Origin of the sequence: Falsiroseomonas tokyonensis (assembly GCF_019024325.1) — a bacterium.
In the GTDB taxonomy this organism is placed as follows: Bacteria; Pseudomonadota; Alphaproteobacteria; order Acetobacterales; family Acetobacteraceae; genus Falsiroseomonas; species Falsiroseomonas tokyonensis.
This window is the reverse complement of sequence record NZ_JAFNJS010000003.1, coordinates 108,539-132,546: the sequence shown is the minus strand read 5'-3', so window position 1 is coordinate 132,546 and position 24,008 is coordinate 108,539. Positions and strand designations below refer to the sequence as shown.

Here is a 24,008-nt window from a genome sequence, read left to right as displayed (position 1 = left end):
CCGCCCGCCTCAGCCGCGCCCCGTCACCGGCAGCAGCGCCCCGGTGATGCCGGAGGCGGCGCCCGAGACCAGGAAGCAGGCGGCCTCGGCCACCTGCGCCGGCGCGACCCAGCCGGCGGGATCGGCCTCGGGCATGGCGGCGCGGTTCTGCGGCGTGTCGAGCGTGCCGGGCAGCAGCGCATTCACGCGCAGCCCTGTGGGCTTCAGTTCCTCCGCATAGGCCTCGACCAGCCGCAGCACCCCGGCCTTGGAGGCCGCATAGGCGGCCATGCCGGCCGGCGCCCGCAGCCCGGCCACGGCGCCGATCGCCACCAGGCTGCCGCGCCCGGCCGGGCGCATGGCGGCGACGGTGGCGCCGAAGAGATTGGCGGTGGTCAGCAGGTTCAGGCGGAACATCGCCTCGAACATCGCGGGCGGCGTCTCCGCGATCGGGGCCATGGCGAAGCCGCCCACCGTATGCACCACGCCCGCCAACCGTCCGTGACGCGCCAGCACGGCCGCCACGGCCTGGGCGCAGGCCTCGGGCTCGGCCAGGTCCACCTCCGCCAGCGCCATGTGGCGGCCCGGCCCGGGCAGTGCGGCCAGCATCGCCTTCAGCGGCGCCGCCACGCGGTCCAGCGCCACCACCGCCGCGCCGCGCGCGGCCAGCGCCGCCGCCACGGCGCGGCCCAGATTGCCCGCCGCCCCCGTCACCAGGACGGGACCCTCCAACTCAGCCATGCCCTTCGCCTCCCTGCCGGCGGTCCTCCCGGCGCTCGACCAGGCCGCCGACCTGATCCAGCAGCAACAGCAGCAGCGCCGCCCGCAGCAGCAGCACGGTGCCCTCCGGCGCCAGGCGATCGGCCAGCCAGCCGGTCGCCAGCCAGGCCGGCCAGACGAGGGCCAGCAGGGCCAGGGTGATGGCGGCCGCCCTCATGGCCGCTCCGCCCGGAAGACCAGCAGGTCGCCCAGCCGGGTCACCTCCCCCTCGAGCGTCACGCGATGGCCGACCAGGTGGCGAAAGGCGGGCAGCGCCGGGCCGCCCGCCGCATCGCCCAGCAGCAGGAAGGCGTGGCCCGCCACCGGCCGCGTCGCCACGAAAACCGCAGGCAGGGCGCCGTCCAGGCAGAGCGTGGCACAGGCGCGATGCGCGATGCCTGTGCCCGGCCGCATGCCGCCGGCCGCGCATTTGCCATCGCAGATCTCGCCCTGGATGCGCCAGCGGCCGAGCGGCTCGGCCGGCGGCAGTGGCGCGGTGTCCTCCAGCGGGACCAACGGCGCACCCAGCACCAGCATCTCGATATCTCCGCGGCGCAGCACCGCGCCCTCGGCCGCCACCAGCCGGCCATGCAGGGCGCGGACCTCCTCCGACGCGCCGAGCTTGCCCTCGCTGGCCAGCAGGAGCGTGCGGCCGCGGCCTGCCGGCCCGCTGGCGGGCAGGTGCAGCAGCGGATAGGGGCCGTCGATCACCAGGCCGCGCAGCGCGGCGGGTTCCGGCAGATCGAGCCGCGGCGGGCTGCCCGGCACGGTGGCGAAGGCCGGCCCCGCCGGATCGCCGGCGGCAAGCCCCATCAGCAGGCCAAGCCCGGGCAGGCCGAGCAGGGTGGCGGCCAGGGCGCCGCCCGCCAGCCGGCGCAGCGCGGGCGGCAGGGTGCCGGACCAGCCGATGAAGAAGCCGCCGGCCTCGGCGGCGGTCGCCACCGGCCCTGGCAGGGCCAGCGGCTCCACCCGCGTGCCGGGCGGGTTCGGCCGCGGGTCGAGCAGCAGCGTCGCACCCTCCAGCGCCAGCCGGTAGGTCGCCAGCTTCTCCGTGTAGGGCGGCGGCGCGCAGCCATCCTCCAGCCGGTACTGGAAGCCGTGCCAGGGGCAGGTGATGCAGCCATCGACGACGCGCCCCTCCCCCAGCGGGCCGTTCTGGTGCGCGCAGAGATTGGTCACGGCGGAAAGCCGGCCCTGGTGCCGGAAGATCGCCACCGCCTCGCCTTCCGGCGGATGCACCACCAGGCCCGCGCCCTCCGGCACCGCATCGGCGGGACCGACCCGCAGCCAGGGCGCGGCGCCGAGGGCGCGCTGGGCCCGCTCCACCCCGCGCTGGCGCAGCGCCGCCGCCAGGTGCAGCCCCGCCACCAGCGCTGCGCAGGCCAGCAGCAGGGCGGTGAGGCCTGGGCTCGATGCATCCTGCAGGGCGCCGAAAGCGATATGCGCCACCACCAGCGCATAGGCGGGGTAGATCGCCATGTGCAGCGCCTTCCAGGCGGCGGGCGTCAGGAAGGACAGGAAGAAGTCGTGGCTGGTGGCGGCCAGGGCAAAGAGGATCAGCAGCGCCAGGATGCCCGGCGGCAGGAAGGGCAGGCCCAAGGCCAGGCCCGGCGCCGGTTCGCTGGACAGCAGCGCGACCAGCGGCGGCACGGGGCTATAGGCGAAGTACCAGCCGAGCACTTCCAGCGCATGCGCCAGCGCCACCAGGAAGGTCAGCACGCCGAGGTGCCGGCGGTTATACAGCAGCGGCAGCGCGGCCGGCGCCAGCCGTGCCAGCGGCCCGATCGCCAGCGCCGCAGAAAGCAGCAGGAAGGCGCAGCTGCCATAGGCCCGCATCGCCAGGCTCTGCCCGTCCAGTTCCTGGCCCGAGAAGCGCGGCGCCAGATGCAGGAAGGCCAGCAGATAGCCGAGGATGCCGAGCAGCAGCGCCGCGTCGTACAGCCGCTTCGCCGGCGTCCAGGAGACCGGGCGGTGGCGCGCGCTCATCCTGCCGCGCCCGGCGGGGCCAGGCGGCGTGGTGCCTCCACCTCCGGCCCGCCGCGCAGCGCAAAGGCGGCCGCCAGCAGCAGCGGCAGCAGCAGTGTCAGGAAGATCCAGGCCGCCCGATGGGCGCGACGGTGCCGCAGCTGCATCCGCTCAGCCCCGGCCAGCGGCCAGGCGCGCCCAGCGCCAGATTACCAACGGCCAGAGCAGCGCCAGGCCCGGCAGGAGCAGCGGGCGCATGCCATAGGCGCCGCGCGCCGCGGGATCGACCCGCTCGATGCCGAAGGCCAGGAAGGCGATGGCCACGGCCAGCCCGGCCAGCGCATAGCCCATGCCGGCCGCGAGCACGGCTTCCGCGATCCAGATCGGCATGCAGCGTCTCCACGATCCGGGCGGAGTGCCCGGCATCCGTGGTTTCGCCGCGCGGCGTGGCGCGGTTACGCGGCGTCCAGCAGCCCCTGCAGCGCCTGCACCGCGGTGGCATAGCCGGCGGCGCCAAGGCCCGCGATCACCGCCGTGGCCACGGTGGAGACCAGGCTGCGGTGGTAGATCGCCTCCCGCCGATGGATGTTCGAGATATGCAGCTCGACGATCGGGCCCTTGAACATCTTCAGCGCGTCGAGCACGGGGATGGAGGTGAAGGTCAGGCCCGCGGGGTTGATGACGATGCCGGCCGCCTCGGCATCCGTCGCCTCATGGATCCAGTCCACCAGCTGGCCTTCGTAATTGGTCTGACGGAACACCAGGCTGTCCGCGCCGGCGGCGGCGCGGCACAGCGCCTCCACCTCGGCCAGCGTGGTGCGGCCGTAGATTTCCGGCTCCCGCTTGCCCAGGCGGTTCAGGTTGGGGCCGTTCAGCACGTGGATGGTCCTGGGCAAGGCCTTGTTTCCTCCTGGGGGTGCCGGTCAGCCCTGGTAGCCGAAGCGGCGGGGCAGCCAGAGCACGATCTCCGGCACGAAGGTCATCAGCATCAGCGCGGCGAGCATGGCGGCCAGGAAGGGCAGCGTGTGGCGCACCACGGCGGAAATCGGCGCGCCGGAGAGCTTGGCCACGATGAACAGCAGCAGGCCATAGGGTGGCGTGACCAGCCCGATCATGATGTTCACCACGACGACGATGCCGAAATGAACCATGTCCACGCCCAGCGCCTGCGCCGTCGGCACCAGCACCGGCACCACCACCAGAAGGATGGTGCTGCCCTCCATCAGGCAGCCCAGCACCAGCAGGATCAGGTTCACCACCAGCAGGAATTCGAGGCGCGACAGGTTCCACCCCGCCAGCAGGTCGCGCACCGCATTCGGCACGTTCTCGCTGGTGATGACGTAGTTGAAGGCCAGCGCGCCGGCGATCAGCATGCCGATGGCGGCGGTCGAGCGTGCGCTGTCCACCACGGCGGAATAGGTCTGGCGCAGCGTCAGGCTGCGGTAGAACAGCGCGGCGATGAGGAAGGCATAGGCCGCGGCCACCGCGGCGGCCTCGGTCGGCGTCATCACGCCGCCATAGATTCCGCCCAGCAGGATCACCGGCATCAGCAGCGCCGGCAGCGCCTCCAGCGTCAGGCGCGGCACCTCGCGCAGCGGCACGCGCTCCGCGATCGGGAAGTCGTGGCGATGCGCCATCCAGCTGTTGATGCCCATCTGCGCCGAAGCCATCAGCAGGCCCGGGATCACCCCAGCGAGGAAGAGGTAGCCGATCGAGGCATCGGCCACGAGCGCGTAGAGCACCATGGGGATGGAGGGCGGGATGATCGGCCCGATCACCGCCGTCACCGCCGTCAGCGCCGCCGCATAGCTCGCCGGATAGGCGCCGCCGCGGGCCATCATCTCGATCTGCACCTTGCCGCTGCCCGCGGCATCGGCGATGGCGGAGCCGGACATGCCGGCGAAGATCACGCTCTGGACGATGTTCACATGGCCGAGCCCGCCGCGCATGCGGCCGACCAGCAGGTTGCAGAAGCGCAGCAGCCGGTCCGTCAGGCTGCCCGCATTCATCAGCCCGGCGGAGAAGATGAACAGCGGCACGGCGAGCAGCACATAGCTGCCGTTCAGCCCGTTCAGCACCTGCTCCGCCGCGATCGACATGTCCTGCCCGGCGGCGCCGAGATAGATGATGGCGGCCACGATCATGGTGAGGCCGAGCGGCAGGCCCATCAGCGACAGGCCGAGTAGCGCTAGGATCGATAGGGTGAAAGGCGTCATGCCCGCCGCCCCACCACGGCGCGCCAGGCGATGGCGGCGTGGCGCACGATCATCGCCACGGCGAAGACCAGCCAGACGGAGTAGAGGATGTCGAAGCGGATGCCGAGATAGGCGCTGCGCTCGACCTTCATGAAGGTGACGTAGTCGAACATCGCCGGCAGCGACCAACCGAAGACGGCGACCACCGCCAGGCCGGTGACGGCATCGCAGACGCGCCGGGCGCCATCGCCGAGCGCGCCATAGACGACGTCGAAGCGGATCTCCTCCTCGTCCCGCAGCACCAGCGCCGCACCCCAGAGCACGCCCCAAAGCCAAGCCAGCGTCGAAAGCTCCGCCGTCCAGCTCAGCGGCGCGTTCAGCACGTAGCGCGTGACGATCTGCAGCAGGAAGGCGACGAACATCACGACCAGCAGCAGCGAGAGCAGGTTCTCGGCGCGCCGCCTGGCCCAGCCGAACAGGCGGCACGCAAGGCTCATCGCGTCAGCGCACCGCGGCGACGCGGTCGAGGATTCCGGCCGGCCAGCTCTGCGACTGGGCGGAGGCCAGGTAGCGGCGCTGCGCCTCGGCGCGGAAGGCGTCCTGGTTCGGCGCATAGACCTCCAGGCCCTGGCTGCGGAAGAAGGCCATCATCTCCTCCTCCTGCGCCAGGTGGCGGCGGGTGCTTTCCTCGATCGCCTTGTCCGCCGCGGCCTGCACCGCCTGGCGCTGCGCCGGCGTCAGCGCATCCCAGACGCGGGAAGAGACGGACAGCAGGTCGTAGGCCACCAGATGGCTGGTCAGCACGAACTGCGTGGTGACCTCATGGAAGCGCATGGTACGGCTGGTGGGCAGCGGGTTGTCCTGCCCGTCCACGGTGCCGGATTGCAGCGCGGTATAGAGCTCGGCGAAGGCCACCGGCGTCGGGTTCGCGCCCAGCGCCTCGCCCAGGAACTGCCAGGTCTCGCCCGGCGGCATGCGCAGCTTCAGCCCGCGCATGTCGGCGGGCGTCGAGATGCGGGTACGCGGCCGCAGGTTCACGTGCCGGGTGCCGAAATACAGCGGGCCCAGGATATGCACGTTCAGCTGCTCGCGCGCCATGCGGTTGAACTCGGCGCCAATCGGGCCGGCGAAGACCTTGCGCATGTGGTCGGCGTCGCGGAACAGATAGGCCGAGGCCATCACGGACCAGGCCGGGATCTGCCGCGACAGGTCCTGCGGCGACAGATTGGCCATCTCGACATTGCCGCGCTGGATCGCCACCAGCTCCGTGCCCTGGCGGAACAGGGTGGCGTTCAGGTGAAGCTCCACGTCGAAGTCCGCAGCCAGGTCGCGCTGGAAGCCGCGCATCGCGTCGGCGCGGATGTCCTGGTCAGAGAAGACGGCGGTGAAGCGAAGCCGGCGGCGCGACTGGGCGCGGGCGCCCGCCACGGGCGCGGCGCTGAGGAGGGCGGCACTGGCCAGCAGGGCACGGCGGCCGAGGGGCGATGACATGCGTGTTTCCTTCCCGGGATTCTGTTAATCGGAACGCTATGTCGGCGGATCGGCGGCATCAAGGGTGAAATTGCAGAACCTTGGATATTTGGGCGAACGTCATGTGTTGCGAGACACCCCGCCGGCGCCGATACTCCGCCGCATGAGCGAGGTTGCAGCATGATCGCCGGCCCGACGCGCGCTCCGGCGGCCGTGGATACGCCGGGCGAGGTGGCCTATCGCCGCCTGCGCGCGGACGTCATCGCCGGGCGCCTCGCCCCCGGCCGCAAGCTGGGGCTGGAGGAGCTGCGCCTGGCCTATGGCGCCGGCGTCAGCACGCTGCGGGAGGCGCTGACCCGCCTGGCCTCGGAGGAGCTGGTGGTGGCCGAGGGCCAGCGCGGCTTCCGCGTGGCGCCGGTTTCCGCCGAGGATTTCGCCGAAATCGCCGACCTGCGCCTGCTGCTGGAACGCCACGCCATCCGCGATTCCTTCGCCGCCGGCGACCTGGACTGGGAGGGGCGCGTGGTCGGTGCGCATCACAAGCTGGCGGTGCTGGAGCGGCGCCTGCTGGCGGGCCAGGCGGCAGACCCGGTAGTGTGGAAGCGCTACGACCTGGAATTCCACCAGGCGCTGATCGAGGCCTGCGGCTCCGCCGTGCTGCTGGAGACCTATGGCGCCGCCTATGACCGCTACCTGCGCTACCAGATGGTGGCCGTGGTCTTCCGCGGCGCGGTGGCGGCGGAGCAGCATGCGGCGCTACTGGATTGCGCACTCCGCCGCGACGCCGACCGCGCCTGCCGGGTGCTGGAGGCGCATGTGGCGAGTTGCGTCGAGCATGTGGCGCGCACCGGCGCGCTGCTGCCCTTCACCCCGCGCCGGACCGCCGAGCCACGGCGGGCGATGGCGCGATGACCGGCATCACCGAGGCCGAGACCGCTGGCGAGCGCGCCTATCGGCAGATTCGCGCCGATATCCTGCGCAATGTCCTGGCCCCCGGCCAGAAGCTGAAGCTGGATGCGCTGCGCGACGCCTATGGCGCCGGCATCGGCACGCTGCGGGAGACGCTGAACCGCCTGGTGGCGGAGCGGCTGGTGCTGGCCGAGGGCCAGCGCGGCTTTGAGGTGGCGCCCTTCTCGGCGGCGGAGCTGCGCGAACTGGCCAATCTGCGCCTGCTGCTGGAGGGCCATGCGCTGGAACAGGCCTTCCGCGCCGGCGATGTGGAGTGGGAGGCGCATGTCGTCGCCGCCAACCACAAGCTGGCGCAGATGGAGGAACGGCTGGGCGCGGGGGATGCGACGGCGCTGGACCCCTGGCGGCGCTTCGATTCGCAGTTCCACCAGACGCTGATCTCCGCCTGCGGGTCGCGCACGCTGATGGCGACACACGCCGCCGTCTTCGATCGCTACCAGCGCTACCAGAACCGCGCGCTCGGCTTCCGCGGCGAGATCGCGGTGCAGGAACACGCGGCGCTCTGCGACTGCGCGCTGCGGCGGGATGCCGTCACGGCGCGGCAGGTGCTGGCGCGGCATATTTTGGGCGGGGTCGACCACGCGCTGGCGCAAGGCGGCCCCTGACTCTGGGTTACGGGCGGCGCTGCATGCTATGGCCCAGCGGTGAACCAAAGGGTCCGCCCGCATGGTGCTTCCGCCCAGAACGCCGCCCCGGCCCCGCGCGCCCGAGCAGACGCGGCGCGAGATCCTGGAGGCGGCGACGGCCGAGTTTTCCGAGAAGGGTTTTGCCGGCGGAAGGGTGGATCGCATCGCCGCGCGCACCCTCACCACCAAGCGCATGATCTACTACTACTTCGGCGGCAAGCAGCAGCTCTATGCCGCCGTGCTGGAACGCCTCTATGGCGGCATGCGCGATGCGGAAGCCGCGCTGGAGCTGGAGGCGCTGGCCCCGCGCGAGGCGCTGGCGCGCCTGGTCGGCGTCACCTTCGACCACCATGCGGCGCATCCGGAATTCGTCCGGCTGGTGAGCGTGGAGAACATCCATGGCGCCCGCATCGTCGAAACCTCCGCCACCATCCGCGAACGCAATGCGGCGGTGATCGGCATGCTGGAAGCGCTGCTGGCGCGGGGCGAGCGGGAGGGCGCCTTCCGGCCGGGGATCGATGCGCTGGACCTGCACATGCTGATCTCCGCCTTCTGCTTCTACCGCGTCTCCAACCGCCACACGCTGCGCGCCATCTTCGGGCGCTGCGGCACGCAGCCGGAGGTCGCCGAAGCGCATCGGCGCATGATCACGGAGGCGGTGCTGCGCTACGTGCAGCCCTGAGCTTCATCCGGCTTCGTCGGACATGGAAGCGAAGTGCCGCAGCATGCGCGCCGCATCCGGCTCGCGCCCGGTGAACAGGCGGAAGGCGCCGACCGCCTGGAACACCGCCATGCCGCCACCATCCAGCGTGCGGCAGCCGAGCGCCCGGGCGGCGCGGAGCAGCGCCGTCTCCAGCGGGAAATAGACGATCTCCGCCACCCAGAGTCGGGAATGCAGCCATTCCACCGGCAGCGGCGTGCCCGGCAACTTCGCCATGCCGACCGGCGTGCAGTTCACCAGCCCATCGGCCGCGGCCACTTCGCCCTGCAGGTCGGCGCAGGCCTCCGCCCGCCCGGCGCCGAAGCGGGCCGCCAGGCTCTCGGCCAGCGCCGTTGCCCGCCCCGCATCGGTATCGGTGATCGCCAGCCGCTGCACGCCCTGGTCCAGCAGCGCCTGCGCCACCGCCGCCCCGGCGCCGCCGGCGCCCAGCTGCACCACCCGCCCCCGCGGCACATCCGGCAGGCCGCGCGCAAACCCCTCGGCGAAACCGGAGCAGTCGGTATTGTGGCCGATGCGCCGCCCGTCGCGCAGCACCACGGTGTTCACCGCCCCCAGCGCGTGGGCCTCGGGCGAGACCTCGTGCAGCAGGGGCAGCACCGCCTGCTTGCAGGGGAAGGTGATGTTCAGGCCCTGGAAGCCCATGCGCTCGGCCGCCGTCAGCAGCTCCGGCAACGCCTCCGGCCCCAGCCCCAGGCGGTCCAGGTCGATCAGCCGGTAGATCAGCCGCAGCCCCTGCTCCGCCCCCTCCCGCTCATGCAGGGCGGGGGTGCGGGAGGCCTGGATGCCCTGGCCGATCAGCCCGGCGAGAATGGCGGGATTCCGGTCCCAGGTGGTCATCGAGATCCTCCTCCGCGCGGCGGCTTGATCGGCTTTTGAACCAACTGGTACATTGGCTTCAAGTGGGGCCCATTGACCGGGGGCCGCATGCCAGCACCGCACCCGGGATTGCGGAGGACGCCGTGACGCCGCGCGAGCACCTGCCGACCTCCATCGCCACCGTCTGCCTCTCGGGCACCCTGCCCGACAAGCTGGAGGCCGCGGCCGCCGCGGGCTTCGAGGGGGTGGAAATCTTCGAGAACGACCTGCTGACCTTCGACGGCACCCCCGCCGAGGTGCGACGGATGTGCGAGGAGCTGGGCCTCGCCATCACCATCTTCCAGCCCTTCCGCGACTTCGAGGCGATGCCGGAGCCGCAGCGCGCGCGCAACCTGGACCGCGCCGAGCGCAAGTTCGACATCATGCTGGCGCTGGGGACGGAGCTGATCCTGGTCTGCTCCAACACCCAGCCCGCCACGCTGGACGACCCGGCCCGCGCCGCGGCGGACCTGCGCGAGATGGCCGACCGCGCCGCGCGGCGCGGCCTGCGCGTCTGCTACGAGGCCCTGGCCTGGGGCCGGCATGTGAACCGCTGGCGCCAGGCCTGGGACATCGTGCAGCGCGCCGGGCATCCGGCGCTGGGCCTCTGCCTGGACAGCTTTCACACGCTGTCGCTGGGCGACGACCTGGCAGGGCTGGCCGAGCAGGTGCCGGCGGAAAAACTCTTCTTCCTGCAGCTGGCCGATGCGCCGCGCCTGTCCATGGATGTGCTGTCCTGGAGCCGGCACCACCGGCTGTTTCCCGGCCAGGGCGAACTGCCCGTCGCCCCCTTCCTGGCCGAGGTGCTGCGCGCCGGCTATGCCGGGCCGCTCTCGCTCGAGATCTTCAACGACGAATTCCGCGCCGCCCCCTCCCGCCGCATCGCGCGCGATGCGCGGCGCAGCCTGACCTGGCTGCGGGACCAGATGGGAGGTGGCGTGCTGCCGGCGCTGCCGCGGCTGAGCGGGCTGGAATTCGTCGAATTCGCGCTGGACCATGCGGCGCGGGCGGAGCTCGGCGCCATGCTGAGCACGCTGGGCTTCCGCCGCGCCGGGACGCATCGCTCGAAGGATGTCGAGCTGTGGCGCAATGGCGGCGCCAATCTGGTGCTGAATGCGGAGCCGGACAGCGCGGCCGCCGAGCGCTTCGAGCAGTTGGGCCCCGCGGTCTGCGCCATGGCGATCCGCGTCGACGATCCCGCGCGCCTCGTCGCCCGGGCGCAGGCGCTGCAATACCCTGTCTGGCGCGAGCGGACCGGCGCGGGGGAGCGCGCCATCCCGGCGATCCGCGCGCCGGATGGCACGCTGATCTACCTGGTGGAGGACCCGGCCCTCGGCGCCCGGCCGATCTGGGAGGATGATTTTCATTTGTCGCCCGCGGCGCTGGAGCCGGGGCATTTCCTGGGCCTGGACCATGCGGCGCAGGCGGTGGCGCCGGGGATGATGGACAGCTTCGTGCTGTTCTACCGCGCCCTGTTTGGCCTGGTGCCGGAGACGCTGTGGGAATTGCCGGACCCCTACGGCCTGGTCCGCTCCCGCGCCTTCGTGGCGCCCGATGGCAGCCTGCGCCTGCCGCTGAACGTCTCGGAAAGCACCCGCACCGGCACCGGGCGCTTCGTCTCCAGCCTGGCCGGGGCCGGCGTGCATCACCTGGCGCTGGCCACCGGCGATGCGGCGGCGGTGGTGGACCAGGCCGCCGCGCGCCAGGCGCCGCTGCTCGATATCCCCGAGAACTACTACGAGGATCTCGGCGCCCGCTTCGGCGTGACGGATGCGGAGCTGTCGGCGCTGCGGCAGCGCCACCTGCTCTATGACCGCGACCCGCAGGGCGGCGTCTTCCGCCACGCCTATACCACCGCCTTCCGCGACGGTGTCTTCCTGGAGATCGCCGAGCGCAGCGGCGGCTATGCCGGCTTCGGCGCGGCCAATGCGCCCGCCCGCATGGCCGCGCAGCGCCGCGGCGCGAGGGCCGTGCCGCCCGAGATCGGCTGAGGTTCAGCCGAGCATCATCAGGCTCGCATTGCCGCCGGCCGCGGCCAGGTTGGTGCTGACGCTGCGCTCCCGCAGCAGCAGGTCCAAGGGATAGACACCAGCTTCATCGGGGACGATCAGCGGCAGGATCGGGCCGGGCCGCGCCGCCAGCGCGGCCTGGATCGGCAGCAGCCGCGCTGCATTGCCCTCCGCCAGCACCGCCGCAGCCTCATCCTCCGCCACGGCCGGACGGACCCGCTCGGCCAGCGCCGGCGGCAGGCCCTCCGGCAGGGCGATGCCGGGGCCGAGCAGCACGACATTGCCCGACAGCAGCGCCGCATCCACCTGCGCCCAGAGCGCGCCCGGCTCCGTTCCGCCCAGGCAGAGGACTCGCCCGCGCGGCAGCAGCGCATAGAAGTTGCGTTCTCCCACCGGCCCCGGCAGGTCCAGCGCGTGCGGCGGGGGGACGTGCAGCCGGGCCAGGCGCGCGGCGGCGGCGGCATCCCGCGTGCCCAGCCAATCCCGCCAGGCCTGTGCGGCGGCCGGCACCTCGCCCGCCCCCAGGCCGAGTGGCTGAGGGCAACGCGCCAGCAGCCGCCGCAGATAGAGCGGCCCGCCCGCCTTCGGCCCGGTGCCGGAGAGGCCATGGCCGCCAAAGGGCTGCACCCCCACCACGGCGCCGACCATGTTGCGGTTCACATAGACATTGCCCGCCGCCGATTGGCGCGTGAGCTGGTCGATGGTCTCGTCGATGCGGCTGTGGATGCCGAAGGTCAGCGCATAGCCGGTGGCATTGATCGACTGCATCAGCCGCGCCTGATCCTGCCGCCGCCAGCGCAGCACATGCAGCACCGGGCCGAAGACCTCGCCGGTCAGGCGGGAGAGGTCATCCAGCTCGATGATGGTGGGCGGGACGAAGCTGCCGTCCTCGCAGCCCGGCGGCAGGGCGGCCTGGTGCACGGTGCAGCCGGCCTCGCGCATCGCGGCGATATGCGCGAGGATTCCGTCTCGCGCCGCCGCCGTGATGACCGGTCCGACATCGGTCGCCAGCCGATCCGGGTTGCCGATCGCCAGTTCCGCCACCGCGCCGCGCAGCATGCTGAGGATCCGATCCGCCACCTCCTCCTGCAAACACAGCACGCGCAGCGCGGAGCATCGTTGGCCGGCGCTATCGAAGGCGGAGGCGATGACATCGCCCACCACCTGCTCCGCCAGGGCCGAGGAATCCACCACCATGGCATTCTGCCCGCCCGTCTCCGCGATCAGCGGCACCGGCCTGCTATCCGGGTTCAGGCGCTGTGCCACTTGCCGCGCGATCAGCCGCGCCACCTCGGTGGAGCCGGTGAAGACCACGCCGCGCACCCGCGCATCGCCGCAGAGCTGCGCGCCGACCGCGCCATCGCCCGGCAGCAGGTGCAGGGCGTCAGGCGGCACGCCGGCCTCGTGCAGCAGGGCGACGGCCTGGGCGGCGATCAGCGGCGTTTCCTCCGCCGGCTTCGCCAGCACCGGATTGCCGGCGGCGAGCGCGGCGGCGACCTGGCCGGTGAAGATGGCGAGGGGGAAGTTCCAGGGGGAGATGCAGGCGACCGGGCCGAGGGCGGCATGGGTGGCATTGTCGAAGTCCCGTGCGACCTGGGCGGCGTAGTAGCGCAGGAAGTCCACCGCCTCCCGCAGCTCCGCCACGGCATTGCCCAGCGTCTTGCCGGCCTCGCGCACCAGCAGGCCGAGCAGCGGCACGCGGCGCGCCTCCATCAGCGCGGCGGCGCGTTGCAGGCAGGCGGCGCGGGCCGCGGGCGGCGTCGCCTGCCAGGGGGCGGCGGCGGCGCGGGCCAGGGCGGCTTCCACCTCAGCTGGCGTGGCCCAGGCGGCCTGGCCGACTAGGTCACGCGCATCGGCTGGATTGCGGACCGGCTGCCAGGGGCCGGCGGCGGCGCCGGGCGGGGCAGCGCGCCAGTCCTGGGTCGCGCTCTCGCGCAGCGCCTGGGCCAGGCTGGCGAGCGTCGCTTCATCCGCCAGGTCCAGCCCGGCGGAGTTTTCCCGCTCCGGTGCAAAGAGCGCGGGCGGCCGGGCGATGCGGGGATGTGGCGCGCCGGGCGTCGGCATGGCGGCCACCTGCACGACAGGGTCCGCAGCGAGCTCCGCCACCGCCACCTTCGGGTCCTGCACCCGGTTGACGAAGGAGGAATTGGCGCCGTTTTCCAGCAGCCGGCGCACCAGATAGGCCAGCAGCGTCTCATGCGTGCCGACGGGGGCGTAGATGCGGCAGGGGCGGTCCAGCTTGGCGGGGCCGACCACCTCCTCGTACAGCGGCTCCCCCATGCCGTGCAGGCACTGGAACTCGTATTGGCCGGGGTGGAAGTCCGGGCCCGCCAGGCTGTGGATGGCGGCCAGGGTGGCGGCGTTGTGCGTGGCGAATTGCGGGAAGATGGCATCCGGCGCCGCCAGCAGCTTGCGGGCGCAAGCCAGGTAAGAAACATCCGTATGCGGCTTGCGGGTGAAGACCGGGAAATCCGCCAGCCCGTCCAGCTGGGCGCGCTTGATCTCGCTGTCCCAATAGGCGCCCTTCACCAGCCGGACCATCAGCCGGTGGCCGCTGCGGCGGGCGAGGTCCACCAGCCAGTCCAGCACGAAGGGCGCGCGCTTCTGATAGGCCTGCACGACGAAGCCGAGGCCGTTCCAGCCGGCCAGCTCGGGGTCCATGCACAGCGCCTCCAGCAGGTCGAGCGAGATCTCCAGCCGGTCCGCCTCCTCCGCATCGATGTTCAGGCCGATGTCGTGGCGGCGCGCCAGCCGCGCGAGGCCGAGCAGGCGCGGCAGCAGCTCCGTCATCACCCGGTCCTGCTGCGCGCGGCTGTAGCGCGGATGCAAAGCGGAGAGCTTGATGGAGATGCCGGGGCCTTCGTAGGGGCCGCGCCCCGCGGCGGCCTGGCCGATGGCCTGGATCGCGCCCTCATAGGCCTGCGTGTAGCGGGTGGCGTCCGCGGCCGTGGTCGCTGCCTCGCCCAGCATGTCGTAGGAATAGCGGAATCCGCGCGCCTCCAGCGGGCGCGCCCTTGCCAGGGCCTCCGCGATGGTCTGGCCGGTGACGAACTGCTCGCCCAGCAGCCGCATGGCCATGTCGACGCCCTTGCGGATCAGCGGCTCCCCGCCCTTGGCCAGCAGGCGGGTCAGCGCCTGGGCGAGGCCGGTCTCATCCGCGGTGCCCACCAGCTTGCCGGTGACCACCAGCCCCCAGGTGGCGGCATTGACGAAAAGCGAAGGGGACTGGCCGACATGGCGGCGCCAGTCGCCGCTGCCGACCTTGTCGCGGATCAGCGCATCCCGCGTCGCGCTGTCCGGAATGCGCAGCAGCGCCTCCGCCAGGCACATCAGCGCGACGCCCTCCTGGGAGGAGAGGGCGTATTCCTGCACCAGCCCCTCGACCGCGCCGCGCTGGCCCTTGGCGCGCAGCGCGGTGACCAGCCGGGTGGCGAGCGCACTGGCCTGCCGGCTGGTCTCGGGCGGCAGGGTGGCGGCGGGCAACAGGGCGGCGATGCAATCGGCCTCGGGCGGCCGGCAGGCGGTGGTGATCCGGGCGTGCAGGGCGTCGCGCGGCGGCAGCGGGGTGACGTTGGCGAAGGCGGTGGCGGACATGGGCGGGCGTCCCTGGGAGAACTGGCGATTCCTGCTGTAGAGCGCCCGGTGCCGAAGAGGGTTCGGATTTTGCGGCGGGTCGGCGAATCATTCATGGTCAGATGCGGCAGAATTCGCGAAAACTTTGGCCGATGGATGACACCGACCGACGCCTCCTCCGCCTGCTGCAACGCGATGGCCGCATGTCCAATGTGGATCTGGCGAAGCAGGCGAATCTCAGCCAGGCCGCCACCTCAGAACGCATCCGGCGGCTGCAGCGGGAGGGGGTGATCGAGGGCTATGCGGTGCGGCTGAACCCCAGCCTGCTCGATCGCGCGCTGCTGGTCTTCGTCGAGATCACGCTGGACCGCACCAGCACCACCGTCTTCGACGATTTCGCCGCCGCGGTGCGCCGCCTGCCCGAGATCATCGAATGCCACATGCTGGCCGGCGGCTTCGACTACCTGATCAAGGTGCGGGTGCGCGACATGGCGGCCTATCGCCGCTTCCTCGGCGAGAGCCTGGTGAAGCTGCCGGGCATCCGGCAGACGCACACCTATACGGTGATGGAAGAGGTGAAGAGCGGCAGCGATCTGCCGATCTGACGGCGCGCGCTGCCGCCGGTCAGCGAATTCCGCGAGTCCCGCGATGTGACCTGGACGGCGCTTTCGCCTGCTTGCTCAGGCTCCTGAAAAGCGCTCTGCCGCATAGGGCGCCAAGTCCTGGTTGCTCGGGCGACCAAGCACCACGGGGGCCAGCATCTCGGCGGTGGGGGCAGAGCCGGTCAGGCCGAGATGGCCGTGGCCGAAGGCGAAGAAGAGGCCGGGCACGCGCCGCGCAGGGCCGATCACCGGCACCGAATCCGGCAGGCAGGGCCGGTGCCCCATCCAGAAGCCCTCGGCCCGCGCCGGCCGCGCCTCCGGAAAGACGGCTGCCAGATCCGCATAGAGCAGTTCCGCCCGCGCCGGATCCGGCTTGCGATCCAACCCGCCGAACTCGACCGTGCCGGCAACACGCAGCGCGGTCTCCATCGGCGTGATGAAGACCTTGCGGTCCGCCGGGATCACCGGCCGGGTCAAGGCGATGCCCGGATCGTGCAGATCCAGGTGGTAGCCGCGCTGCGATTCCAGCGGGATGCGATAGCCGAGCGGCTCTGCCAACCGCGCGGACCAGGCGCCGGCCGCAAGCACCACCGCTTCTGCCGCGTGCTGGCCCGCCTGGCCCTGAGCGCCGGTCATGCGTCCATCCTGCGTTGTCAGCCGCACGATGCGGTCGCGCACCACCACGCCGCCCGCCTGCTCAAAGGCAGCCGTCAGCGCACGCACGTAGCGAAGCGGGGAAGCGCAATGCGCATGATCGGCCAGCAGGATGCCGAGCTGGTAGGCGGGGCCGATCGCGGGCTCGAGCGCCATGATGCCGGCACGGTCCAGCTGCTCCAGCCGCGCGCCATGGGCGCGGCGGATCTCCCAGCTGGCGCGATCCTTCTCCAACTGAGCCGCATCCCGGTACAGGTAGAGCTGGCCATGCGGGCGCAGCAGTTCCGGCGCGCCGATCTCCCGCGCCAGCGCCATGTGCTGCTCCGTCGCTAGGCGCAGCAGCCCATCCAGCGCGGCGGTGGCGCGCGTCACGGCGGCGGGGCGCGCGGCGGCGACGAAGCGCGCCAGCCAGGGCGCGGCACGCAGCCAGTAGCCGGCCGGCACATGCAGCGGCGCGGCGCGGTCCAGCAGCATGCGCGGCACCTGGCGCAGCAGGCCGGGCATGGCGAGCGGGGCCACGGAGCTGGCGCTGATGGCCCCTGCATTGCCGAAACTTGCCCCGCCCTCTCCGGGCGGCTCCGCATCCACCACGGTAACCTCGGCGCCCGACTGGCGCAGGCGAAAAGCGATCGCCATGCCGACGATGCCGGCGCCAATGACCAGGATGCGGGACGGCGCGGCACTCATGCCGCGGCCGCCAATGCCGCAAGATCCGGCAAAGGCCGCCGGCAGTCCGGAAGGTCGCGGAAATGCGCCTCCAGCGCCTGCGCGGCATCGAGCAGGAAGGCGTCGCCGCCACGCGGCCCGACGATCTGCAAACCGAAGGGCATGCCCTGCTCGTCCCGCCCGCAGGGGATGCAGATGGCCGGATGGCCCATCATGGAGATTCCATAGGTAATGCCGGAGGTGGCGAAATATCCCTCCAGCGGCAAGCCCTCCATCTCCGTCGGATAGGGAAGCTGCTTCGGGAAGGGCGTCATGGCCTGGCAGGGCAGCAGCAGCAGGTCGTGGCGGGTGAAGAAGTCCTGGAAGGCGCGGTAGATGCGGGTCTGCTCGGCATGCGCTGCAGCCAGATCCGCCAGGCTGTAGCGCAGACCCTCCTCGTAATTGCCGCGCGTATTGGCGCCGAGCAGCATCGGGTCGCGCTCGTAGTGCCCCTTGAAGGCGGCGAGGAAATTGGTGCAGCGGATGACGCGATAGGCGCGGTCGATTCCGGCCATGTCCGGATCCTCCGCCTCGCACCGCCCCAACGCCGGGGCCAGCGCGCCAATGCGCGCCGCGAAGACGCGGCGGATGCTGGGCGCCACAGGCGCGAAGCCAAGGTCGACGGAGGTCGCGACGCGCAGCGTGGCGAGATCAACCGGCCGCCGCAGCGTCAGCGTGACCGGGTCGCCAAGGCGCGGATCGGCCATGGGGTCACGGCTATCCGCGCTGACCATGGCGCTGAGCAGCAGCGCGGTATCCGCCACATCGCGACCCATCGGGCCCTGAACCGAAAGGACAGACCAGCCCTGGCGGCGGCGCTCGGAGGCGACGAGGCCCGGCGTCGGCCGGAAGCCCACCACGCCCGACCAGGCAGCCGGCTTGCGCAGCGATCCGCCGGTATCCGACCCGGTGCAGAGCGGCAGCATGGACGTGGCCAGCGCGACGCCGGAACCGCCGGAGGAGCCGGCGCAGGACAGCGCCGGATCGAAGGCATTGCCGGTGGCGCCGTAGACCTCGTTCAGCGTGTTGCCGCCGGTGCCGAATTCGGGCGTGTTGGTCTTGGCCAGGATGATGCCGCCGGCGGCACGCAGCGCGGCGACCACGCGTTCGTCCCGCTGCGGCACATGGTCGCGGAAGATCGGCGAGCCATAGGTGGTGCGCAGCCCGGCCGTATCGTTCAGGTCCTTGATGCCGATCGGCAGGCCGTGCAGCGGGCCCAGCCTTTCGCCGCGCATCACCGAAGCTTCCGCCGCGCGCGCTGCCTGCGTGGCACCTTCGACATCCAGCGCGACGACGGCATTCAGCACCGGGTTCACCGCGGCGATGCGTGCCAGGCAATCGGCCAGCAGTTCCACCGGCGAAATGCGGCGCGTGCCGATCAGCCGGCGCAACTCCACCGCCGGCAGGTCGCAGAGCAGCGCAGGGCCTGATTGCGATGACGCCATGCTCTCCTCCGGCCCAATAGCGGACGGATGGGACCACGCCCCCCGGCTTCGGCGCAAGCCAGGGTGGCGCCTTGATGCCTGAGCGCCCGCTTCCTCGGCCGAGCGCTGAAGCACCCGGCCGGAAACTAAGCAGGCCTCAGGCCAGAGCCGTACCCTCCCGCCGGCTGCGCAGGAAGTTCAGCGCCAGGATCGGCACCGCGATCGCTGCCCCGATGGCGGTGAGCGGCCCGCTGGGCGAGATCGTCATCAGCGCCGCCACCACCAGGCCGAGCTGCGAGGCCAGGCCCATATGGGTGAAGGCATAGCCGGTCAGCCCGATGCCCAGCACCAGCACGCCCAGCGCGCAGGTGATGGTGACGAACAGGAAGCTGGCCAGGGTGAAGTCATCCACCATGATCAGCATCGTCGGCGCATAGGCGAAGACGAAGGGCACCGTTGCCTTCGCGGCCCCCAGCCGGAAGGCGGTGAGCCCGGTGCGGAACGGGTTGGACCCAGCGATGCCCGCCGCCGCATAGGCCGCGACGCAGACCGGCGGCGTGAGGTCCGCCAGGATGCCGTAGTAGAGAATGAAGAGATGCGCTGCGAGCGGCGGCACGCCGAGCTGGATGACCGCCGGTGCCGCGATCGCCGCCAGCACGATGTACAGCGCCGTGGTGGGGATACCCGCGCCCATGACGATGCAGATCAGCGCGACGAAGAGCAGCGTCATGAACAGGGTCAGCCCCGCCAGGCTGCCGAAGCCGGCCGGCAGGATGTCGAAGATCGGCGCGAAGAACTGCGCCGTGCTGGCAGCCGCCTGGGTGACGATGAAGCCAACCCGGAAGCCGGCGCCGGTCAGCGTCACCACACCCACCACCATGCCGACTGCCGCTGCGGCCGCGCCGACCGCAAGCGCGTAGCGCGCGCCCATGTCCAGCGCATCCCACAGGTCGCGCAGCGTCAGCCGGTTGCGCGGGTTCAGGAAGCCCACGATGACGCAGAGCGTGATGCCGACGAAGGCGGCGAGGTAGGGCGTGTAGCCTGCAACGATGACCCAGACGAGGGCCACCAGCGGGATCACGGTGGGCCAGCCATCGCGCACCGTCGGCCACAACTTCGGGATCTCATGCGCCTCCATGCCGCGCAGGCCCAGGCGCTTCGCCTCGAAATGCACCTGCACGAAGACGCCCCAGAAATGCATCGCCGCCGGCACCGCGGCCGCGATCAGCAGCGTGGTCAACGGGATTTCCAGGAACTCGATCATGACGAAGGCGGCAGCGCCCATGATCGGCGGCGTGATCTGCCCACCCGCGCTGGCGGCCGCTTCGACGGCGCCGGCGAAATGCGGCTTGTAGCCGATCTTCTTCATCGCCGGGATGGTCAGCGACCCGGTGGTGACGGTGTTGGCGATGGAGGAGCCGCTGATGGAGCCGAACATGGCGGAGGCCAGCACCGCCACCTTGGCCGGACCGCCCGGGTAGCGGCCGGCCATGATGCTGGCCAGGTCGATGAAGAACTGGCCAAGGCCCATGCGCGTCGCGATCACGCCGAACAGCACGAAGTGGAAGACGAAGGTCGCGACCACCTTGGCAGGAATGCCGAAGATTCCCTCGCCCGTCAGATAGACATGGTTGACGAAGCCGGACCAGTCGGAGCCCGGATGCGCCAGCACGCCGGACAGGTGGTTGCCCCACAGCGCATAGGCGATGAAGATGCAGACGATGATGGGCAGGATCGGCCCCATGGACCGTCTTGTGGCCTCCAGCACCAGCACCACCATGATAGTGCCCATCACCACGTCGGTTTCGCTCGGATTGCCGATGCGGAAGGTCAGGTCGTCGAAGATGAGCGGCAGGTAGATGGTGGCCACGACGATCGCGCCGGCAAAAATCCAGTCCAGCACCGGCACGCCGCCGATGCGCGGCCCGATGGACAGGAAACCGCCCGGGAACAGCAGGAAGATCAGGCTGAGCACGGCGGCCAGGTGGATCGCCTTGTGCCAGTGCTCGGTCAGGATGCCGAAGCCCGCCGTGTAGTAATGGAAGACGGACAAGGCAACGAGGAGAAAGGAAACCAGCCGGGCGGTGAAGCCTGTCAGGTCGCGGAAGCGCAATTCGCTGTCCGCCTCCTTTTCCAGCCGCGCCGCGGCCTCCAGGTCGAGTTGGTTGGGCGCGGGGGAGCCGCTCATGGTCAGGGCCTCGGGAGAAATGAAAACAATCCAGAACGCAGAACCCGGCCCGACGCTTTCGCGTGGGCCGGGCGGGATGGGTTCAGCCGGCGCGGATCAGCGCAGGATGTTGTTCTCGCGGTAGTAGCGCTCGGCGCCCGGATGGAAGGGCACCACGCCGCGGCCGGTCAGCGCACCCTCCTTGACGATCTCGCGGCCCTTGGCGTGGCCGCGGTCCAGCAGGCCCCGCGTCGTGTCGGACCAGAGCGCGCGGGTGATGGCATAGACCGTCGCCTCCGGCACCGTGTCGCGCACCGCCAGCACGGCACCCACCGTCAGGGTCGGCACATCCGCCTCCAGCCCCTCATAGGCGCCGCGCGGGATGGTGCCGGTGCCGTAGAAGGGCGCGCGGGCGATGACCTTCTGCGCCTCCTCGCCCTGGATCGGCAGGATGCGGCAGCCGGTGCGGCTGCAGAATTCGGTGAAGGCGGCCGCCGGGTAGCCGACCACGGTGAAGGTCGCGTCCAGGCCGCGATCCTGCATCCGCTCCGTCCCCTGAGCCTGGTTCAGGTATTCCGCCTGGTATTCGCGCCCTGCCCGCAGGCCGTTCGCCTCCAGGATCATCTCCGCGCCGATGCGCGCGCCGCTGGCCTGCAGACCGATGGCGATGCGCTTGCCGGACAGGTCGGAGAAGCTGCGAATGGCGCTGTCGCGGCGCACCACGGCGTGGATGTGCTCGGGGAACAGATGCGCCACGAAGCGCAGGCGGTCCACCTTCGGCCGCCCCTCAAACAGGCCGGTGCCGGTATAGGACCAGTGCGCCACATCGGACTGGGTGAAGCCGGCCTCTGCATTGCCGGACTGGATCAGGTTGACATTCTGCACGCTGCCCTGGGTGGCGACCGCCACGGCGACCATTCCGGGGACGCCATCGGTGGCACCAGCCGCGTTGCAGGGCGCGCCGGGGGGGCAGGAGATGGCGTTCGCGATGATGCCGCCGATGGGGTAGTAGGTGCCGCCGGCCGAGCCCGTGCCGATGCGGAAGAATTGCGGCGCCTGCGCGGAGGCCAGGCCGGGAGCCAGGGCGGCGCCGGCGGCGGCGAGGCCGAGGCCGCGCCGCGTCAGGGTAAAGTCGGTCATTTTTCTTCCTCGTTGGAGTCTGCCAGCGGCCCCACCCTAGGCGGGGACCGGCGCCGGCGACAACTCTCCCCGGTTCGGCGACCTACCTCGCGCAGTCCCGGCCATTTCCCCCGCGCCGTCCCGGCGACCTACCCCGCGCCCTCCCGGCGACCTGCCCCCGTCCGGCGGGGCCCGGCCGGGCGCACTGGCGGTCGGGCGGCAGGCTGGCTGGCATCGGTCGCCTGGAAGCGGCGCTTGCCGCCGGCGATATGCGCCTCCCCCGCCGCCCGCGCGACCTCGGCATCGCCGGCGGCGATCGCAGCCAGGATGGCGGCGTGTTCAGCATTGCTCTCGCGCATGTTTTCGGGCTCCACCAGCGCGCGGCGGCGGAACAGGTGGAGTTCGTTGCCCAGATCCTCGTAGATCCTGAGGCCACGCGGCCCGCCGCCATGGGTGAGCAGCGCCGCATGGAATTCGAGGTTGGCGGCGTAGTAGGCGGGCGCCGCATCGGCCTCCCGCGCCGCCTCCATCCGCTGGACCAGCGCCTCAAGCTCCCTGAGTTGCGCGGCGGTCGCGGCCCCCGCCAGTCTGGCGCAGGCGAAGCCGGTCAGCGCCGCGCGCAGATCATAGATCTCCAGCGCCTCGGCCGCGCTGATGCTGCGCACATAGCTGCCCTGGTTGCGGACGGACACGACGAGGCCGGAGCGTTCCAGACCGCGCACCGCCTCTCGCACCGGGCCACGAGAGACGCCAAGTCGCAGTGCCAGCTGCTGCTCGTTCAGCCGCTCGCCCGCCGGCAGGCGGCCGTCCAGGATCATCGCTTCCAACTCCTGCCCCACCAGCGAGGCCAGCGAGCGGGTGCGCACGATCTCCAGCGCCGAGGGACCTTGCCTGATCTTCGCCATGCTGGGACGGTGGCGGGGCCAAGTGCAGTCTGTCAACAGTTTGCCCGGGGTCGGGGTGGTGCTAGACCACCCACCCGAGAAGGAGAAAGCCATGCCGCAAGCCGACAAGCCCGAGATGCCGCGGGCATCGACCGCCCTGTCCCGCTTCACGGTCCTCGACCTGACCCGCGTGCGCTCCGGCCCCACCTGCGTGCGGCAGCTGGCCGATTGGGGCGCCAATGTCATCAAGATCGAGATGCCGGAAGGCCTCGACCAGGGCGACCCGATGGGCGGCCCGCGCCAGGGCTCGGACTTCCAGAACCTGCACCGCAACAAGCGCGGCATGACGCTGAACCTGAAGGACAAGGACGGCGTCGCCCTTCTCAAGAAGCTGGCCGAGAAGGCCGACGTCGTCGTCGAGAATTTTCGGCCCGACGTGAAGACGCGGCTCGGCATCGACTACGAGGCGCTGTCTGCCGTGAACCCGCGGCTGGTCTATGCCTCGATCTCCGGCTTCGGCCAGGACGGCCCCTATGCCGGCCGCCCGGGCTTCGACCAGATCGCCCAGGGCATGGGCGGGCTGATGTCCATCACCGGCCTGCCGGGCCAGGGGCCGGTCCGCGTCGGCATTCCGATCGCCGATCTCTGCGCCGGCCTCTTTGCCGCCCAGGGCATCTTCATCGCGCTGCTGGAGCGCGAGGTCTCGGGCAAGGGGCAGTGGGTGCAGACCAGCCTGCTGCAGGCGCAGATCTTCATGCTGGACTTCCAGGCCAGCCGCTGGCTGATGGAAGGCCAGGTGCCGAAGCAGGCGGGCAACAACCACCCGACCAGCATCCCCACCGGCGTCTTCCAGACCAGCGACGGCTACATGAACATCGCAGCCAGCGGCCAGCGCATCTGGGAACGCTGCGCGGATGGCCTCGGCAAGCCCGAATGGAAGACCGATGCGCGCTTCAACAGCGGCGCGCTGCGCAGCGAGAATCGCGACGCGCTGAATGCGATGATCGAGGAAGTGACGCGCACCAACACCACCGCGCATTGGGTGAAGGCGCTGAACGACCTCGGCGTGCCTTGCGGCCCGATCAACAAGGTGGACGAGGTTTTCGCGGACGAGCAGGTGCAGCACCTGGGCATCGCCCAGACATTGAACGGCGGCGACCGCAATGTGGCCTATGTCGGCCAGCCGATCGGCCTGTCGCGCACGCCGTCCCGCATCGTCTCGCATCCGCCGGAGATCGGCGAGCACACCGATGCGGTGCTGGCGGAGCTCGGCCTGGATGCGGCGACCATCGCCGATCTGCACAAGCGCCAGGTGGTTTGAGGAGAGCGACG

General features: G+C 71.3%; 22 protein-coding genes. 6 read left to right on the top strand and 16 right to left on the bottom strand.

Going from position 1 to position 24,008, the window contains the following annotated elements; translation table 11 throughout:
- Nucleotides 1-9 precede the first annotated feature (9 nt).
- From J3S20_RS11155 to dctP, 9 genes are all read right to left on the bottom strand, one after another.
- Nucleotides 10-720, bottom strand: a complete 711-nt coding sequence (locus J3S20_RS11155) for an SDR family NAD(P)-dependent oxidoreductase (RefSeq protein WP_216836559.1) — start codon at nt 718-720, stop codon at nt 10-12.
- Nucleotides 713-916 (bottom strand): hypothetical protein, encoded by a 204-nt coding sequence (locus J3S20_RS11150; RefSeq protein ID WP_216836558.1) that lies wholly within the window; start codon nt 914-916, stop codon nt 713-715. The genes J3S20_RS11155 and J3S20_RS11150 overlap by 8 nt, the downstream gene beginning before the upstream one ends.
- On the bottom strand, nt 913-2,724 hold the full coding sequence (locus J3S20_RS11145) for a Rieske (2Fe-2S) protein (protein ID WP_216836557.1): 1,812 nt from the start codon (nt 2,722-2,724) through the stop codon (nt 913-915). Before J3S20_RS11145 ends, J3S20_RS11150 begins: the two co-directional genes overlap by 4 nt.
- Nucleotides 2,721-2,870 (bottom strand): hypothetical protein, encoded by a 150-nt coding sequence (locus J3S20_RS11140; RefSeq protein WP_216836556.1) that lies wholly within the window; start codon nt 2,868-2,870, stop codon nt 2,721-2,723. Before J3S20_RS11140 ends, J3S20_RS11145 begins: the two co-directional genes overlap by 4 nt.
- Nucleotides 2,871-2,874: 4 nt before the next feature.
- Nucleotides 2,875-3,093 (bottom strand): hypothetical protein, encoded by a 219-nt coding sequence (locus J3S20_RS11135; RefSeq protein ID WP_216836555.1) that lies wholly within the window; start codon nt 3,091-3,093, stop codon nt 2,875-2,877.
- Nucleotides 3,094-3,158: 65 nt separating this feature from the next.
- Nucleotides 3,159-3,599, bottom strand: a complete 441-nt coding sequence (locus J3S20_RS11130) for a type II 3-dehydroquinate dehydratase (protein ID WP_216836554.1) — start codon at nt 3,597-3,599, stop codon at nt 3,159-3,161.
- Nucleotides 3,600-3,626: 27 nt separating this feature from the next.
- On the bottom strand, nt 3,627-4,919 hold the full coding sequence (locus J3S20_RS11125; RefSeq protein WP_216836553.1) for a TRAP transporter large permease: 1,293 nt from the start codon (nt 4,917-4,919) through the stop codon (nt 3,627-3,629).
- Complete coding sequence (locus tag J3S20_RS11120) at nt 4,916-5,395, bottom strand: TRAP transporter small permease (protein ID WP_216836552.1); 480 nt, start codon at nt 5,393-5,395, stop codon at nt 4,916-4,918. Before J3S20_RS11120 ends, J3S20_RS11125 begins: the two co-directional genes overlap by 4 nt.
- A gap of 4 nt (nt 5,396-5,399) precedes the next feature.
- Nucleotides 5,400-6,389 (bottom strand): TRAP transporter substrate-binding protein DctP, encoded by a 990-nt coding sequence (gene dctP / locus J3S20_RS11115; protein ID WP_216836551.1) that lies wholly within the window; start codon nt 6,387-6,389, stop codon nt 5,400-5,402.
- 159 nt (nt 6,390-6,548) lie between these two features.
- On the opposite strand from dctP, the gene J3S20_RS11110 reads away from it, so the two are divergent.
- The 3 genes from J3S20_RS11110 (at nt 6,549) to J3S20_RS11100 (ending at nt 8,645) form a co-directional block, all read left to right on the top strand.
- Entirely contained in the window at nt 6,549-7,280 is a 732-nt protein-coding gene (locus tag J3S20_RS11110) for a GntR family transcriptional regulator (protein ID WP_246602695.1), read from the top strand.
- Nucleotides 7,277-7,942 carry a GntR family transcriptional regulator gene (locus J3S20_RS11105; protein ID WP_216836550.1) on the top strand — a complete coding sequence of 222 codons (666 nt, stop codon included), beginning with the start codon at nt 7,277-7,279 and terminating at the stop codon, nt 7,940-7,942. The genes J3S20_RS11110 and J3S20_RS11105 overlap by 4 nt, the downstream gene beginning before the upstream one ends.
- Nucleotides 7,943-8,003: 61 nt before the next feature.
- Nucleotides 8,004-8,645 carry a TetR/AcrR family transcriptional regulator gene (locus J3S20_RS11100; RefSeq protein WP_216836549.1) on the top strand — a complete coding sequence of 214 codons (642 nt, stop codon included), beginning with the start codon at nt 8,004-8,006 and terminating at the stop codon, nt 8,643-8,645.
- A 3-nt stretch (nt 8,646-8,648) separates the two neighbouring features.
- On the opposite strand, the gene J3S20_RS11095 is transcribed toward J3S20_RS11100, so the two are convergent.
- Complete coding sequence (locus J3S20_RS11095; protein WP_216836548.1) at nt 8,649-9,521, bottom strand: shikimate dehydrogenase; 873 nt, start codon at nt 9,519-9,521, stop codon at nt 8,649-8,651.
- A 122-nt stretch (nt 9,522-9,643) separates the two neighbouring features.
- On the opposite strand from J3S20_RS11095, the gene J3S20_RS11090 reads away from it, so the two are divergent.
- On the top strand, nt 9,644-11,530 hold the full coding sequence (locus J3S20_RS11090; RefSeq protein WP_216836547.1) for a bifunctional sugar phosphate isomerase/epimerase/4-hydroxyphenylpyruvate dioxygenase family protein: 1,887 nt from the start codon (nt 9,644-9,646) through the stop codon (nt 11,528-11,530).
- 3 nt (nt 11,531-11,533) lie between these two features.
- Here the strand turns inward: J3S20_RS11090 and putA are convergent, their stop codons facing one another.
- A complete protein-coding gene (gene putA, locus J3S20_RS11085) occupies nt 11,534-15,142 on the bottom strand; it encodes a trifunctional transcriptional regulator/proline dehydrogenase/L-glutamate gamma-semialdehyde dehydrogenase (protein ID WP_216836546.1) in 3,609 nt (1,202 codons plus the stop codon).
- Nucleotides 15,143-15,273: 131 nt separating this feature from the next.
- On the opposite strand from putA, the gene J3S20_RS11080 reads away from it, so the two are divergent.
- Nucleotides 15,274-15,726, top strand: coding sequence for an Lrp/AsnC ligand binding domain-containing protein (locus J3S20_RS11080; protein WP_216836545.1), 453 nt, complete (start codon nt 15,274-15,276; stop codon nt 15,724-15,726).
- 75 nt (nt 15,727-15,801) lie between these two features.
- On the opposite strand, the gene J3S20_RS11075 is transcribed toward J3S20_RS11080, so the two are convergent.
- The 5 genes from J3S20_RS11075 to J3S20_RS11055 all read right to left on the bottom strand — a co-directional run bounded on the left by J3S20_RS11075 (nt 15,802) and on the right by J3S20_RS11055 (nt 22,697).
- Nucleotides 15,802-17,064 carry an NAD(P)/FAD-dependent oxidoreductase gene (locus tag J3S20_RS11075; RefSeq protein WP_216836544.1) on the bottom strand — a complete coding sequence of 421 codons (1,263 nt, stop codon included), beginning with the start codon at nt 17,062-17,064 and terminating at the stop codon, nt 15,802-15,804.
- Nucleotides 17,061-18,527, bottom strand: a complete 1,467-nt coding sequence (locus J3S20_RS11070; protein ID WP_216836542.1) for an amidase — start codon at nt 18,525-18,527, stop codon at nt 17,061-17,063. Before J3S20_RS11070 ends, J3S20_RS11075 begins: the two co-directional genes overlap by 4 nt.
- Nucleotides 18,528-18,663: 136 nt before the next feature.
- Nucleotides 18,664-20,694, bottom strand: coding sequence for a TRAP transporter permease (locus tag J3S20_RS11065; protein ID WP_216836541.1), 2,031 nt, complete (start codon nt 20,692-20,694; stop codon nt 18,664-18,666).
- Nucleotides 20,695-20,790: 96 nt separating this feature from the next.
- Nucleotides 20,791-21,813 carry a TAXI family TRAP transporter solute-binding subunit gene (locus J3S20_RS11060; protein WP_216836539.1) on the bottom strand — a complete coding sequence of 341 codons (1,023 nt, stop codon included), beginning with the start codon at nt 21,811-21,813 and terminating at the stop codon, nt 20,791-20,793.
- Nucleotides 21,814-21,941: 128 nt separating this feature from the next.
- On the bottom strand, nt 21,942-22,697 hold the full coding sequence (locus J3S20_RS11055) for an FCD domain-containing protein (protein ID WP_246602694.1): 756 nt from the start codon (nt 22,695-22,697) through the stop codon (nt 21,942-21,944).
- Nucleotides 22,698-22,788: 91 nt separating this feature from the next.
- Here J3S20_RS11055 and J3S20_RS11050 point away from each other — a divergent pair, with 91 nt between their 5' ends.
- Nucleotides 22,789-23,997, top strand: coding sequence for a CaiB/BaiF CoA transferase family protein (locus J3S20_RS11050; RefSeq protein WP_246602692.1), 1,209 nt, complete (start codon nt 22,789-22,791; stop codon nt 23,995-23,997).
- Nucleotides 23,998-24,008: the final 11 nt, after the last annotated feature.